The sequence below is a fragment of the Rhodopila sp. genome (assembly GCF_035548095.1).
GTDB lineage: Bacteria > Pseudomonadota > Alphaproteobacteria > Acetobacterales > Acetobacteraceae > Rhodopila.
This window is the reverse complement of record NZ_DASZUV010000028.1, coordinates 170,139-183,524: the sequence shown is the minus strand read 5'-3', so window position 1 is coordinate 183,524 and position 13,386 is coordinate 170,139. Positions and strand designations below refer to the sequence as shown.

Annotated in this window: 15 protein-coding genes; 7 read left to right on the top strand and 8 right to left on the bottom strand. The window is 66.2% G+C overall.

Going from position 1 to position 13,386, the window contains the following annotated elements; translation table 11 throughout:
- Positions 1–129: 129 nt before the first annotated feature.
- Positions 130–1,731 (top strand): GMC family oxidoreductase, encoded by a 1,602-nt coding sequence (locus tag VHC04_RS20140; protein WP_325684522.1) that lies wholly within the window; start codon positions 130–132, stop codon positions 1,729–1,731.
- Between the two features lie 20 nt (positions 1,732–1,751).
- Here VHC04_RS20140 and VHC04_RS20135 read toward each other — a convergent pair whose 3' ends face one another.
- The 3 genes from VHC04_RS20135 to VHC04_RS20125 form a co-directional block, all read right to left on the bottom strand.
- Positions 1,752–2,327, bottom strand: coding sequence for a hypothetical protein (locus tag VHC04_RS20135; RefSeq protein WP_325684521.1), 576 nt, complete (start codon positions 2,325–2,327; stop codon positions 1,752–1,754).
- A 389-nt stretch (positions 2,328–2,716) separates the two neighbouring features.
- A complete protein-coding gene (locus VHC04_RS20130; RefSeq protein WP_325684520.1) occupies positions 2,717–3,487 on the bottom strand; it encodes a hypothetical protein in 771 nt (256 codons plus the stop codon).
- 134 nt (positions 3,488–3,621) lie between these two features.
- Positions 3,622–4,164 carry an OmpA family protein gene (locus VHC04_RS20125; RefSeq protein WP_325684519.1) on the bottom strand — a complete coding sequence of 181 codons (543 nt, stop codon included), beginning with the start codon at positions 4,162–4,164 and terminating at the stop codon, positions 3,622–3,624.
- 306 nt (positions 4,165–4,470) lie between these two features.
- Between VHC04_RS20125 and VHC04_RS20120 the strand changes: the two genes are divergently transcribed.
- The 3 genes from VHC04_RS20120 to VHC04_RS20110 all read left to right on the top strand — a co-directional run bounded on the left by VHC04_RS20120 (position 4,471) and on the right by VHC04_RS20110 (position 7,011).
- Positions 4,471–5,070, top strand: coding sequence for an OmpA family protein (locus VHC04_RS20120; RefSeq protein ID WP_325684518.1), 600 nt, complete (start codon positions 4,471–4,473; stop codon positions 5,068–5,070).
- Between the two features lie 325 nt (positions 5,071–5,395).
- A complete protein-coding gene (locus VHC04_RS20115) occupies positions 5,396–5,929 on the top strand; it encodes a potassium channel family protein (RefSeq protein ID WP_325684517.1) in 534 nt (177 codons plus the stop codon).
- Between the two features lie 104 nt (positions 5,930–6,033).
- Positions 6,034–7,011 (top strand): zinc-dependent alcohol dehydrogenase family protein, encoded by a 978-nt coding sequence (locus VHC04_RS20110; RefSeq protein ID WP_325684627.1) that lies wholly within the window; start codon positions 6,034–6,036, stop codon positions 7,009–7,011.
- 149 nt (positions 7,012–7,160) lie between these two features.
- Here VHC04_RS20110 and VHC04_RS20105 read toward each other — a convergent pair whose 3' ends face one another.
- Positions 7,161–7,490, bottom strand: coding sequence for a c-type cytochrome (locus VHC04_RS20105; protein WP_325684516.1), 330 nt, complete (start codon positions 7,488–7,490; stop codon positions 7,161–7,163).
- Positions 7,491–7,675: 185 nt separating this feature from the next.
- Here VHC04_RS20105 and VHC04_RS20100 point away from each other — a divergent pair, with 185 nt between their 5' ends.
- Together VHC04_RS20100 and VHC04_RS20095 are read left to right on the top strand one after the other, a co-directional pair.
- Positions 7,676–8,347 (top strand): BON domain-containing protein, encoded by a 672-nt coding sequence (locus tag VHC04_RS20100; protein WP_325684515.1) that lies wholly within the window; start codon positions 7,676–7,678, stop codon positions 8,345–8,347.
- Positions 8,348–8,363: 16 nt separating this feature from the next.
- Positions 8,364–8,621 (top strand): hypothetical protein, encoded by a 258-nt coding sequence (locus VHC04_RS20095; protein WP_325684514.1) that lies wholly within the window; start codon positions 8,364–8,366, stop codon positions 8,619–8,621.
- On the opposite strand, the gene VHC04_RS20090 is transcribed toward VHC04_RS20095, so the two are convergent.
- Positions 8,600–9,070: a GNAT family N-acetyltransferase gene (locus VHC04_RS20090; RefSeq protein ID WP_325684513.1), complete on the bottom strand. Its 471-nt coding sequence runs from the start codon at positions 9,068–9,070 to the stop codon at positions 8,600–8,602. The genes VHC04_RS20095 and VHC04_RS20090 overlap by 22 nt on opposite strands.
- Positions 9,071–9,333: 263 nt before the next feature.
- On the opposite strand from VHC04_RS20090, the gene VHC04_RS20085 reads away from it, so the two are divergent.
- A complete protein-coding gene (locus VHC04_RS20085; protein ID WP_325684512.1) occupies positions 9,334–10,005 on the top strand; it encodes a polysaccharide deacetylase family protein in 672 nt (223 codons plus the stop codon).
- A gap of 37 nt (positions 10,006–10,042) precedes the next feature.
- Here the strand turns inward: VHC04_RS20085 and VHC04_RS20080 are convergent, their stop codons facing one another.
- From VHC04_RS20080 to VHC04_RS20070, 3 genes are read right to left on the bottom strand one after another with little or no spacing between them, the layout of a single operon-like run.
- On the bottom strand, positions 10,043–10,978 hold the full coding sequence (locus VHC04_RS20080; protein ID WP_325684511.1) for an NAD-dependent epimerase/dehydratase family protein: 936 nt from the start codon (positions 10,976–10,978) through the stop codon (positions 10,043–10,045).
- Positions 10,979–11,000: 22 nt separating this feature from the next.
- Positions 11,001–12,098, bottom strand: a complete 1,098-nt coding sequence (locus tag VHC04_RS20075; RefSeq protein ID WP_325684510.1) for an acyl-CoA dehydrogenase family protein — start codon at positions 12,096–12,098, stop codon at positions 11,001–11,003.
- Positions 12,099–12,100: 2 nt separating this feature from the next.
- Entirely contained in the window at positions 12,101–13,324 is a 1,224-nt protein-coding gene (locus VHC04_RS20070) for an acyl-CoA dehydrogenase family protein (RefSeq protein WP_325684509.1), read from the bottom strand.
- Positions 13,325–13,386 lie beyond the last annotated feature (62 nt).

Genomic DNA, 13,386 nt, shown 5'->3' with positions numbered 1-13,386 from the left:
CGTCCCGGTCCGATTGCGCTATTCTTCCTTGGGAATAGCCCCCGACCCCGGACCGGCCGGTCCCTTTGACACGCGTGGTTCCGCTGCTACCACTTGATCAACGCGGCGAAATCAACAGCGGGGGACACCATGGAAAGCCAGACCTATGACTACGTCATTGTCGGGGCCGGCTCGGCGGGTTCGGTGCTGGCGAACCGGCTGAGCGCGAATCCCAATTTCAAGGTGCTGGTGCTGGAAGCCGGGCGCGAGACCCATCGCTGGTCCCCCATCCCCATCGGTTTCGCCAAGCTGATCGACAATCCGGAAGCGAACTGGCTGTATTCCTCGGAGCCCGAGGCCGGCACCGGCCAGCGCCGGATTCCGATCCCGCGCGGCAAGCTGCTCGGCGGTTCCTCATCCATCAACGGCATGGTGTTCGTGCGCGGCCAGTCGCAGGACTACGACACCTGGGCACAGCTGGGGAACCGCGGCTGGAGCTATCGTGAGGTGCTGCCGATCTTCCGCGACATGGAAAGCTATCAGGGTGACGGCGACGCGGAGTATCGCGGCCGGAACGGTCTGCTGCATGTGACCGAGAACAATGAGACCGGTCCGCTGTATGACGCGCTGATCAAGGCGGCTGGCCAGGTCGGCATCGAATACAATCGGGACTACAACGGTGCCAGGCAGGATGGCATCGCCATGACGCAGACGACCATCCGCGGTGGCCGTCGCATGAGCACCGCCGTCTGCTACCTCGATCCCGCGCGCGGCCGGCCGAACCTGACCATCCAGGCGAACGCGCTGACCCAGCGCCTGCTGCTGGAAGGCACGCGCTGCGTGGGCGTCCGCTATACGGTGGACGGTGAGGAGAAGGAGGCGCGGGCCGGCCGCGAGGTGATCGTCAGCGCTGGCTCGATCAACTCGCCGCAGCTTCTGGAGCTGTCCGGCATCGGCAATCCCGACGTGCTGCAGGCGATCGGGATCGAGGTGAAGCACGCGCTAAAGGGGGTGGGGGAGAATCTGCGGGACCATTACTCGCCCCGGCTGAAATGGGCGGTGCCACGGCGGCTCAACATGACATACAATGCCAAGGCGCGGGGTCTGGGGCTGGTCTGGCAGGCGCTGAACTACCAGTTCAACAAGAAGGGGCTGCTGCAACTGCCGGCTTCGCCAATCAGGGCGTATGTGCGCACGCGGCCAGGGCTGGAGGCCGCGGATGCGGCGATCTCCTGGATTCCCTTCCTCTCGACATACAATTACAAGCTGGCCAAGGAGTCCGGCGTCACCGTCATCACCAATATCCTGCGGTCGGAAAGTACCGGCTGCATCCACATCACCTCGGCGTCGCCGAACCAGCCGCCGGCGGTGAAGTTCAACTTCCTGTCGGCGCAGTTGGACCGTGACGTGACGGTGGGCAGCATGCGCATCGCCCGCAAGATCATGACCGCGCCGGCCATGCAGGGGATCGCCACCGATGAACTCGCACCCGGCGTGAACATCGACTCCGACGATGAGCTGCTGGACTGGGTCCGCAACAATGCCGAGACGACCTATCACCCGGTCGGCACCTGCAAGATGGGGCAGGATCCGATGGCGGTGGTGGATGAGCAGTTGCGCGTGCGCGGCATTCAGGGACTGCGCGTGGCGGATGCTTCCATCATGCCGACGCTGACATCCGGCAACACCAACGCGCCGTCGATCATGATCGGGGAGAAGGCATCGCGCATGATCCTGGCCGCCGCGGCGTGAAAAGGGGCGGCGTGATCGCGCTAGCGCCGGGTAAAATACCATATCGCGAAGCCGAGCACGCATAGCAGCAGGAAAACGCCGCTCATCAGCAGGACGGCGGACTCCATCCAGGCGATCACCGGCACGGCCGCCGCGAGGAAAATGCCAAGGACGCACAGCCTGCCGACACGTTCATGCAGGCCAGACAGGAAGACGCCAAGGGCGATCAGCGTCAACAAGGTCAGGCCGACCGAATCTTCGTTCATCATCCCGCGGACGGCGGTGACCATCAGGATGTACATGGCGATCCCGACGGCGCCCCATTGCAGGACTTGTGTCAGGACCAGGATTCCCCAGTCCTTCATCGTCCTTGCGCTGCGGTACCCCTCGACGATGCAGATCACCATCGCCAGCGGCGTATAGAACATCCAATATTCGCGCCTCGGCTGGCCGGTTGCTGTGGTCCAGGCCATGCCGACCAGGGCCCCGATGCCCAGCACGAGGAATGGCAGGGCCTGCAGGAGCCAGCGGCCGAATTCGGATTTCAGCTTCCGGCTGCGCTCCGGGGGCAGCGTTCCGTCGGCTGCCGGTGTCACTGCCGCATGTGTCTCAGACATCTGTCGATCCTTCCGCCGGCCTGGCCGCCCGGGTGGCTGAGCCACCTGTCGGAGGACGGAGAGCGGCCGACGCGGTTAAGCCTGCGTTGCCGTGCCTTGTCAAACCGGGCGCGTGCACTAACAGGCGGCGCGGAATCCTGCTTCATCACCGGCCGCTCGTCACGCCGGATGCGGCCCCGCCGCCGCGGCCTTCCGCCGAAAGTCCCGGTCCGTACCGTGCCTTTTCGGCAAAGGCATGGGTGTCGGGCGTCCGCCCGCCGTGGCGGGACGGAACGGTCGGAATCAAAGGAAACCGGCGTATTATATCCGAAACAATACCTCCGGCCTGGCCCTGTCATGATCAAGCGCCATGGATGCCTGGGCCGGCAACCGGCTGGCGGCGCGGCGGGTCAGGGGCCTGGCACGACCTGATAGGATATGCCGTTCGGACCGTAGACCGGCGCCAGCGTCAGCCCGCCGGCACACGTATAGCGGTTGGCCAGAATGTCGTAGCTGCAGCCGCTGGGCACCGCGGCATGGATCGGCGGCGCCGGTGCGGGCGGTGGCGGCGCATAGGCCGGCGAAGGGGCCACGGCACCCGCGGCTCCGCCGATCATGACGCCGGTGGCTGCGCCGACCGCGGCACCAGCCGCCGCGGCCGCGGCCGGGTTCCATCCGCCGCCACATCCGGGGCAGCCAATGCCATCGCCCCGTGGTGGCGATGGCTGGCCGTAACCGCCGTGACCGAATCCCCTGGCGGCAGCGTCGGGATGCGTCGGCGTGGCGGGATAATACCCGCCGTAACCGGATGGGGCCCCTTGCCCCTGCGCGACGACGGCCGGGCCGCCCCCCTCCATCTCCCGCGCCCCCATCTCCCGCGCCCCTATCTCCCGCGCCCCTATCTCCCGCGCCTGTATCGCGGGCGCCGCGGTGGTCCCGGGATCACGAGCGCCGCCATGGCGCGGGTCAAGGGGTTCCGGTTGAAGGTCGCGCTGGTATCGGCCCTGCTGGCTGTCGCCCGGCAGGCCGGCCGGTATCGCCGGCATCAGGACGGTCCCTTGGCCGGGCTCCATCCGGATGGCGGCGCCGCTGTTATACGAACGCATCCAGGCTTCGGATTTGGCGACCCCGACGCCGCAGACAAAGCCGACACAGGCGGCGAGCAGAACGGTGTGTCTCATGGGAAGCCTCGGTGCGGGCGGGTGCGCTGGCGGGGCATTGCCCAAGCGCGATCGCCCCGACCGGCGGTCAGAGGATCCGGCGGTCAGAGGATCCGGCGGTCGGAGGATGCGGATCGCGCTTCCGGGGCAAGGCCCTAGTTTCCTGGTCCGTTCAGGGTGATTTCCACCCGGCGGTTCTTTGCCCGGCCGGCCGGGGTGTCGTTGGAAGCAACGGGATTCGCGTCGCCGAACCCTTTCACATAGACCAGATTCGACTTCACGCCCTGGGCGATCAGGAAGTCGGCCACCGCCTGCGCGCGCTTCAGTGACAGTTCCTCATTGTTCCTGATACCCCGAGCCTTGAGCTCCGGCCCGATCGGGACATTGTCGGTGTAGCCATTGATCAGCAGCTGCGTCTGCTGGATGGGCACCAGGATCGGGGCGATGCGCGCGATCAGCTTCTGTGCCTGCTGCGGCATCTCCCACCCGCCCGAGGGGAACAGCAATTCGCTGTTCACCGCCACCTTGATCGCCCCCTGCAAACGGGTGATGCGCACCTGATCCGAAGCAATCTCCCCGGATAATTGCTGGCTGAGCTGGTTATAGTCGTTTTCCAGGGCGTCATATTTCTGTGCCGAGACGCAACCGGCTAAAATCACGCCGAGGATGGCGCAGCAGGCGATCGAGAGTCGGTTCATTCTGGTCTCTCCTCAAAATCACGGGTCCAGCGACGCGCCGCGGGACCCGTACCCGACTTGGAATGCATGTCTATGCGAAATCAGCAAAGGATTCGTTAACGGCACCGACCAGGTCGTGATGAATGGCGATCTGTCACCTTTTGGTACATGACAGGAATATCACACAGCCGCGGCCTGCACCGAATCTCAAGCAGGCAAGCCAAAAATATGCCGCCTGAAAAGACGTCGCATATCAGAGATGAAACCCACCCGTATTGACACGGCACGGAATCTAGCTCCACGCGTCGTTCCGCTGAAAAGCAACCCGTGCCGGCCGGCACGGATCGACGTTTTCATGAATGGGACCAACCTATGTTCAATGTCGCGAAGGGCCGGCTCACCGCCGTCCTGATGGTGTCCGCGCTCGGGCTCACCGGCTGCGTGTCCAAAAGCAAGTTTGACGATCTGCAGGCGCAGTACGGCCAGTTGCAGCAGCAGAACGCCTCGCTGACGCAGCAGCTCGATTCGGCGAACGCCGCGGTGGCGCGCCTGCAGGGCGCCATCAAGTACACGGTCAACAGCGACCTGCTGTTCGCCTCGGGCAGCTGGACCATGAGCGACCGCGGCAAGCAGATCATCGCCGGCTTTGCCAAGAAGCTGGCGCCGACCATGCAGCACCATCTGCTGGTGGCCGGCTACACCGACAATGTGCCGATCTCGCCGGCGCTGGCCGCCCAGGGCGTGACCTCCAATGAGATCCTGTCGCAGAAGCGCGCCGAAGCGGTACGCGATTTCATCGTCTCGCAGGGTGCGAACGCCGACCTCGTGGAGGCGAAGGGCTTCGGTGAGAAGGATCCGGTCGCGTCGAACAAGACCGCGGCTGGCCGCGCGAAGAACCGTCGCGTCGAACTGTCGATCATGAACTGATGCCGGTTGCCGGCGGGGCGCGGTGGCAGGCCGCCCGTCCCGCCGGTGGCGATCGGAGCGTGTCCGCGCAACCGGCGATCAGATAGGGTAACATTCTTCAAGGTGATCGTGCCGGGACAGTGCGGGGACGGCATGCACACGGCATGCAGGGGGAAATGGCCTGACACATCGCGGACCGCATAAACATCTGTCCGCGGCCCGGGCGCGCTTCCGCAGCTGGTCACTGACCGCGCTGCTGGCGGTTCAGGTTTTCCTCATTTTTGCCGTCGGCCCGATGCTGGAATTCGGGCTGCCGATCTCCACGACCGTTTCGGCAACCTTATTCGTGACGATCGTGGCCATCGTCATCCTGGCCGCACCCAGTCTGGGACCGGCGATCGCGGTCCTGGCGGCGTTGGCCTTCGACGGCGCTTCCATCGTCCTGGTGCGACTGCCGCACGTGACCGTCTCCACCTTCTGGGTGAATGCCCTGGGGTCGGTGCTGGCGATCGCCGGCCTCAGCTGGGTGGTGATCCGCCTGGTGTTCTCCCCAGGCCCGATCGATCGGCATCGGATCGTCGGCGCCGTGGTGCTGTATCTGAACATCGCCCTGCTGTTCACCGCGTTCTACCGGCTGATCTGGGAGCTCTGGCCGGGATCCTTCACCGGCATGCCGGCCGATTTCGGCGTGAAGAAGGCATCCGGCGATCTGATGTATTTCAGCATGGCGACGCTGACGACGGTGGGCTACGGCGACATCGCGCCGGTGCACCCGCTGGCGCGCAGCCTGGCCAATCTGGAGGGCCTGCTGGGCCAGCTCTATCCGGCGATCATCCTGGCACGCGTCGTAGGCTTGTATGTCGGTCGCCCGCCCCGCTGACCGGAAGGCCCTGGCCGGCACACGCAAGGTGCGCCGGGGCGCGGATGCCGCTACCCTGGCGCCCGGCATTGCTGTGGTGTTGATGGAGCGACGACATGCGAGCCATGGTCTTCGATGGTCACGAGGCGAGGCTGCGCCTGGACCCCGACAAGGCGCTGCCTCAGCCTTCCTCGCATCAGGTGCAGATCCGCGTCCATGCCTGCGGCGTCTGCCGCACCGACCTGCATGTGGTGGATCGTGACCTGACCGAACCGAAGCTGCCGCTGATCCCGGGCCATGAGATCGTCGGCACGGTCACGGCGCTGGGCGACGGCGTCACCGGCATCCGGATCGGCGACCGGGTCGGTGTCCCCTGGCTGGGCTGGACGTGCGGCGCCTGCGCCTTTTGCCAGTCGGGACGGGAGAATTTGTGCGACCGCGCACGCTTCACCGGTTATCAGATCGATGGCGGCTATGCCGAGTATACGGTTGCCGATGAGCGCTACTGCTTTCCGATTCCGCCGGGATTCGGCGATGTCCAGGCGGCGCCGCTGCTGTGTGCCGGACTGATCGGCTATCGCGCCCTGCGCATGGCGGGGGATGCGGAGCGCCTGGGCCTGTACGGCTTCGGCGCCGCCGCCCATATCGCCGCGCAGGTGGCGCGGTTTCGCGGCCAGAAGGTTTACGCCTTCACCAGGACCGGGGATACCGCCGGCCAGGATTTCGCGCGCGGACTGGGGGCCGTCTGGGCCGGTGGATCGGATGAGATGCCGCCGGATCGGCTGGATGCCGCGATCCTGTTCGCCCCGGTCGGTGCGCTGGTGCCGGCTTCCCTGCGCGCCTCCGCCAAGGGTGCGACCATTGTCTGCGCCGGCATCCACATGAGCGACATTCCGACGTTTCCCTATCGCATCCTGTGGGAGGAACGGGTCATACGCTCCGTGGCCAACCTGACCCGCCAGGATGGTGACGAATTCCTGGCGGTGGCGACACAGGTGCCGGTCCGCACCACGACAGAGACATTCCCGCTCGATCAGGCGAACACCGCGCTGGACCGGCTGCGCAACGGACAGATCGAGGGCGCGGCCGTTCTGGTACCGTGATCAGGCGCCAGGGTGCGATCCCCGCCTGTGACCGCCGCGGGGCACGATCGCCCGGGGAAGGACGGCCGGACGGTGAATGATTGTGATGACACAATGAATGGACCATGACAGGACCGGACCGACCCTGTCATGGTCCACATGACCATATTCTACTGTGTGCGCAGGCTCATGATATAGGCGGCGATCGCCTGGGTTTCCGCCGGCGGGCGGGGCAGGTTCACCATGTCCATGTGCGGCTGGCCGATGACTTTTTCCAGCGACTGCATGGTCGTGCCGGGCCGGTTGGCGAGCGACATGAAGGATGGGGCGTTGGTCCAGCCGGCCTTGCCGGATTGATCGATCACATGACAGCGGGTGCAGTATTGCTCTGCGAGTTTCTGTCCCCGGGGATCCCCGGCCGCGGCGGCGATGGATGTGCCGGCGGCGAGCATGCCCGCCACGCCAAGCAGCAGCGGCATGATGCCGGTGCGATTCGTCATATGATCCCCCTTTATTCCTGATCCGCTTATTCCCGGTCCGCGTTGCGACGATGGCCTGGCCGCCAATGCGGGGTCTTGAGTTGCCTCAATGCCGGTCGCAGCATCGGGCCCCATGCTACCGGTGAAAGGCCGTCCGTCAAAAGGGGTGTCTCCGTAAGGGAGTCGCGCTCGAAAGGGGTTTCGTCATGGATGACAGCGCCTTGCAGCACGCTGTGGCAGAGGAACTGGAATGGGCGCCACATCTCGACGCCGAGCGGATCACGGTGCAGGTGCATGACGGGGTGGTGCATCTGTCCGGCATCGTGCGGTCCCTGGCCGAGAAGAAGATCGCCAACCGCACGATCTGGCATTTGCGCGGCGTGGTCGGCGTGCGCGATTCCCTGGCCGTGCAGCCGCCGGCACAGCCATCGGATCTCGAACTGGCCAGCCGGGCGGCCCGGCTGCTGGCGTGGGATTCGCTGATCCCGGCCCATGCGATCGCCGCCAGTGCGGCGTCCGGCGTGATCACGCTGACCGGCACGGTGGACGGGCCGCATCTGCGGAGCGTGGCCGAAGAGCGGGTGCACCAGCTCGAAGGGGTGGTCGGCATCGAGAATCGGATCGAGGTGCGTGCGCGACCGGGCGTGGCCGCCGAACTGCGGGATCGCGTGCTGCGCGCGTTCGCCCGGCATTCGGAACTGGACGCCGGCGCCGTCGTGGTGGAGGTGGACGGCAACCGGGTCACGCTGTCCGGCACGGTGCCCAGCTTTGTGCAGCGCCGGATTGCCGAGACCGCTGCCTGGGCCGCGCCCGGTGTGGCGGATGTGGTGGACCATATGAAGGTGCATCGGCCGGCGGACCGACCGGCTGGTTCGTGATGGGGAGAGAGACGCCATGCCGGACGATACCTTGGCTTCCGCACGGCGGGTAGCGGACGCACTCGCCGGGAAGGGCCATGTCGCGCATGCCGCGCGGCTGCACGCCGTGCTGGCGGAAGCCGGCGACGGGCTGTTGGCGGCCCTGCGCGAAACCTGCCAGACCATCCTGACCGCGATCGAGGCAATCGATCCGGTCAGCGCCACCATGGTGGATGAGCTGAGAATGGAGGTCGATAGCCATCTGAGCCGCCATCATCCGCCGGCCGCGTCCTGATCCCGCGCGGCGAGCAGGGTCTTGCGCAGGAAGTAACGGCTCTGGCCGCCCGGATAGTTGTTCAGCGCGCCGAAGACTTCGTAGCCGAGGGTTTCGTAGAAACCGCGCGCCTGGAACGTGTCCAGCCAGACGCCGTGGCAGCCCTGCGCCGCGGCGTGGCGTTCCGCGGCGTTCATCAGCCGGCGGCCGGTGCCACGCCGGCGCTGGTCGGCGCGAACCCAGACCGCATCAATGAACAGCCATCCCCACGACATCAGGCCGCTGAGCCCGCCCGCGAGTTCGCCCGCGCCGTCGGTCAGGCGCAGGCCAAAGCGGCTGGAGGTGAACGGCACCGTCCGGGCATGGAAAGCATTGATCCGTTGACCCAGTTCCGCTCGGAATTCGGGCGGCGGATCATCCACATGCGTCAGGCGCAGACCGGCATTGGGCGTGTCGTTGGTCTTTTCCATTGAACCCCCTGGGTCGCGCGTGCTTGCTGCGCCGTATCGGCCATCATCGGCCTGGAATGGACGCTGTCTCATGGACGCTGTCTATGTGTAATGTCTGCGGCGGTCTGTCTCGGCGTCGTTTGGGTCAGAGGCTGCTCGCCGCCGGGCTGCTCACCGCCGCGGGCGTGTCTGGCTGCCTGCCAGGGGCCGGTTTCGGGAACGGGTTCGCGAACGGTTCCAGGAGCGGTCCGGGGAACAACCCGGACATCATCATCGATCCGCGCATGCGTCTGGCGATACCGCTCGGTGGCCCGCGCACCGTGGCGCTGACATTGGATGCCTGTGGCGGCGGTTCGGACATGCGGGTGATCCGGGTGCTGCTGGACCATGCGGTTCCGGCAACGATCTTCGTCACCGCGCTGTGGCTGCGCGGCAATGCGCCGGTGCTGGCGTCCCTGATGGCGCGGCCCGACCTGTTCAGCCTGCAGGATCACGGGGAACGCCACCTGCCGCCGATCCTGGGACAGCGGCATATCTACGGCCTGCCTGTCGCGGGAACGCTGGAGGTGATCCGGCATGAGGTGGAGGCGGGCGCTGCCGCGGTTGTCGCGCATGGCGCCCCGCGGCCAACCTGGTATCGGGGTGCGACTGCGCTGTATTCGTCGGATGCCATGCAGGCGATCGAGGCGCTGGGCTTTCGCGTGGCCGCCTATTCCCTGAACGCCGATCAGGGTGCTTCGCTTCCCGCCGCCGCGGTAATGCACCGCGTTCAGGCCGCGGTCAGCGGCGATGTCATCATCGGGCATGTCAACCAGCCGCACCGGCCCAGCGGCGAAGGCCTGGCGGCCGGGATCGCCGCCCTGCGCGAGGCCGGAACGCGCTTCGTGACCCTGGACGCCGTGCCGGTGTCGCCGCTGCTGTGTCACCCGTTCGGGCGTGCCGAGACGGTGGCATAGGTCGCGAGCGGTCAGGCCGGTTGGCCGGCCCCCGCGGTCAGGCCTTGACCGGCGGCAGCCCTTCCTGCGCACGGACTTCGTTAATGATCTGCAACACGCGTTCCGTGTAGGGCCGGTACTGAACGCCGAATTCCTCCACCAGCCGGCGGTTGTCGATCAGGTAGTTGCCGGAGCTTTCCTTGCCGCCGGTCTGCTTGTCGAAGCTGATCTGCGCGTCCGGCAGGTAGCCGCGGACGATATCCGCCAGCGCGCCCAGGCTGATCGGCTGGCCGCCCGAGTTGTAGATGCTGTGGGCTGGCTTGTCCTTCAGCAGCACCCGCACGAAGACCTCGGCGATATCGTCGACATGGATCGGGCAGCGCATCGCATCCGCGAAGGGGAAGGAGATCGGCTTGCCGCGCGCCGGCTGGGTGACGCAGTTCACATGGTCGACCGATCCGCGCACCTTGTCGGGGCCGGTGACGTTGGCCGGGCGGACGCCGGTGATAGTCATTCCGTATTTACGGTTGTAGTCCGCCGCCTGGAACTCGTTGAACCGCTTGTGCTGCGCGTACTGGTAATCGCCGTACTGGTAGTCCTCCTCGGTCACCGGGCGGTCCCCGAAATGCTTCTGCTGCCCGCTGACCGCGAGCGAACTGGCATAGACCACCCGGTTGACCCCGCACAGGCGTGCGGCCTCGAAGCAGTTGTCCATGCCGATGATGTTCAGCTTGGTGGCGACATGCGGCGGGTGGTCGCCCAGGTGGTATGACAGATTCAGCACGCGTGACGGTTTCGTTTCGGTGGTGACCGCCGCCACATCGTCGAACTGCGTCACGTCCCCGCGGATCACCCGGACCTGCTTGCCCAGGTCGTCGAACCGCGCCGCGGCGGGATTGATATCCATGCAGACGATCTCCTCGCCGCGCTCCGCCAGCAGGCGGATGACGCGCAACCCGATGAAGCCGGTGCCGCCGATGACCAGGATAGACATGCCCGTTTCCTCCGTCGTTTCGTTATGGGTTTATCGTCCAGCCTTGCAGCTCCGCCGCTTCCTCGCGACAGCGTTCGGGGCCGCCCAGGATCTGGCGGTTGAAGGCGATGCGCTTGAACCAGTGATGCAGCCCCAGCAGGTCGGTGAATCCCATCCCGCCATGGGCCTCGGTGGTGATGCGCGCGACATCGCGGGCGACGTCGCTGACATGGGCCTTGACGTGGCAGGCGGTCAGGCGCGCCTCGTCCGGCAGCGAGTCCTGCGCATAGGCGGCGTACCAGACCATCCCGCGGCAGGGCTCCAGCATGGTGACGCAATCCACCAGCATGTATTTCACGCCCTGGAAACTGCCGATGACGCGGCCGAACTGCACACGCTCCTTCGCATAGGCGACAGCCGCATCCAGCATGTGCTGCGCCGCGCCCACGGTGTCGGCGGCCAGGATCACGCGGCCGGCGTCCAGCACGCGCCGGGCGGCTGCCATGGGTGCGTTGGCGGCATCCAGCCGTTCAATGATGACGGCGTCGAACCGGACGTCGCTGATCGCGCGCGTGCGGTCCAGCGCCAGGCTCGTCGTCACCGAAACGCCGGGTGCGTCCACGGCGGTCAATGCGGCATGGCCATCCGGCAGGTAGACCAGCAGGTGCGTGGCGGCGGCGGCATCTGCGACGGCCGTGATGCTGCCCGACAGGCGTCCGTTATCCAGCCGGACCGAGTTGTCGCCGGTCTGCCCGGCGAAACCGGGCAGGGCGACGGCAAACCGCGCCTCGCCCCCGGCGATCAGCGGCAGATATTCATCCTGCTGCGCGGGAGATGCGCTATGCAGGAAGGCCTGGCTCGCCATCACCACGCTGCCCAGGAAGGGCAGCGGTGCCGCGGCATGGCCCAGTGCCTCGGCCGCGATCGCGGCATCCAGGATGCCCAGGCCGGCGCCGCCGAACCGTTCCGGAATCGGCAGGCTTTGCAGGCCCAGTTCCGCCGCCCCGCGCCATAAGGACTCATCGAAACCGGTGCCAGACGCCGCCAGCATCCGCAGCCGGTCCATCGGCAGATGGTCCGTCAGGAAGGCGCGCAGCGAATCATCGAACTGGCGTTGTTCCAGGCTGAGGCCGAAATCCATTGTCAGCGCCCCCCGATCACCGCGGCGTTCTGCACCTTGGGTTCGCGCGGCAGGTCCAGCCCGCGCTCGCCGATGATGTTCTTCTGGATGTTGTTCGACCCGCCACCGATCATCAGGCCGACATCATACATGTAGTCGATGTTCCAGGTGGTGGCGTCGTCCGCTTCCGCCTCCTCGGCCAGATCCGCGAAGGGAAGGCCGGCCGCGCCCAGCGCATCGACAGCCAGCGAGGACAGGCGGAAACCCAGCATGGTGCCGCCATATTTCACGATCATGCGCTTGATGCCGGAATCGATGTCCTGCGAGGCCTCGGTCAGCAGACGCAGGTTATGGGCCTTCCACGCCATCACCTCGCCTTGCAGGCGCAGCAGACGGTCGCGGAATTCCGGCATGGCGATCAACTTCACGCCGTCGATCTCCGTCGTCTGCAGCAAGGTGATCAGCTGTTCCAGCCGCGCCGACATCTTGCCGGCATCGCCGATCATCAGGCGTTCGTGCTTCAGCGTGACGTTGGCGACGTGCCAACCCTTGCCGCGGCCCAGCACGATCTGGTCCGCGGGAACCTTCACGTCGGTGAAGAACACTTCGTTGAATTCGCTGCGCCCGGTCATCGTTTTCAGCGGCCGGCGCTCCAGCCCCGGCGAATCCATCGACAGCAGCAGATAGGACAGCCCGTCATGCTTCTTTGCATCGGGTTCCGTCCGGCACAGCAAGAACATCATGTCAGCGTAATGAGCCGAGCTGGTCCAGATCTTCTGTCCGTTCACGACCCAATGGCCGTCGCGCAGTTCCGCCCTGGTCTGTGCGTTTGCCAGGTCGCTGCCGTTGCCGGGTTCGGAATAGCCCTGGCACCAGATCAGGTCGCCGCGAATGGTGCGCTCGATATAGGCACGCTTTTGTGCCTCCGTGCCGACTTCCAACAGCGTCGGCACCAGCATGGAGATGCCCTGGTTGGTCAGCCCGGCATAGACATTGGCGGCGGCGAACTCCTGCGCGATCACCGCCGCCGCCATCACGTCGGGCTTCGCGCCGAAGCCGCCGTACTCCTTCGGAATCGTGCGGCCGGCATAGCCGTGCTCGACCAGGCGCTTCTGCCAGTCCAGTGTCTTCCGGTCCGGCCGCTTTCGCCCGCCGCCGACTTTCGGTGACAGATGGCCCCACTCCCGGATGAATGCCCTGATCTCCGCCTGAAGTTCCCGGTAAGGCTCCGACAATGTCAGGTCCATGGCCCCCTCCCGTGTCTGTCGGGCCAGTGTAGGCGCGGTGCTGGAATTGGAAAGAGCGGCGC

Coding starts and splice junctions, on each gene's coding strand:
- VHC04_RS20140 (WP_325684522.1), top strand. CDS start 130: ATGGAAAGCCAGACCTATGACTACGTCATTGTCGGGGCCGGCTCGGCG.
- VHC04_RS20135 (WP_325684521.1), bottom strand. CDS start 2,327: ATGTCTGAGACACATGCGGCAGTGACACCGGCAGCCGACGGAACGCTG.
- VHC04_RS20130 (WP_325684520.1), bottom strand. CDS start 3,487: ATGAGACACACCGTTCTGCTCGCCGCCTGTGTCGGCTTTGTCTGCGGC.
- VHC04_RS20125 (WP_325684519.1), bottom strand. CDS start 4,164: ATGAACCGACTCTCGATCGCCTGCTGCGCCATCCTCGGCGTGATTTTA.
- VHC04_RS20110 (WP_325684627.1), top strand. CDS start 6,034: ATGGTCTTCGATGGTCACGAGGCGAGGCTGCGCCTGGACCCCGACAAG.
- VHC04_RS20105 (WP_325684516.1), bottom strand. CDS start 7,490: ATGACGAATCGCACCGGCATCATGCCGCTGCTGCTTGGCGTGGCGGGC.
- VHC04_RS20100 (WP_325684515.1), top strand. CDS start 7,676: ATGGATGACAGCGCCTTGCAGCACGCTGTGGCAGAGGAACTGGAATGG.
- VHC04_RS20095 (WP_325684514.1), top strand. CDS start 8,364: ATGCCGGACGATACCTTGGCTTCCGCACGGCGGGTAGCGGACGCACTC.
- VHC04_RS20090 (WP_325684513.1), bottom strand. CDS start 9,070: ATGGAAAAGACCAACGACACGCCCAATGCCGGTCTGCGCCTGACGCAT.
- VHC04_RS20085 (WP_325684512.1), top strand. CDS start 9,334: ATGCGTCTGGCGATACCGCTCGGTGGCCCGCGCACCGTGGCGCTGACA.
- VHC04_RS20080 (WP_325684511.1), bottom strand. CDS start 10,978: ATGTCTATCCTGGTCATCGGCGGCACCGGCTTCATCGGGTTGCGCGTC.
- VHC04_RS20075 (WP_325684510.1), bottom strand. CDS start 12,098: ATGGATTTCGGCCTCAGCCTGGAACAACGCCAGTTCGATGATTCGCTG.
- VHC04_RS20070 (WP_325684509.1), bottom strand. CDS start 13,324: ATGGACCTGACATTGTCGGAGCCTTACCGGGAACTTCAGGCGGAGATC.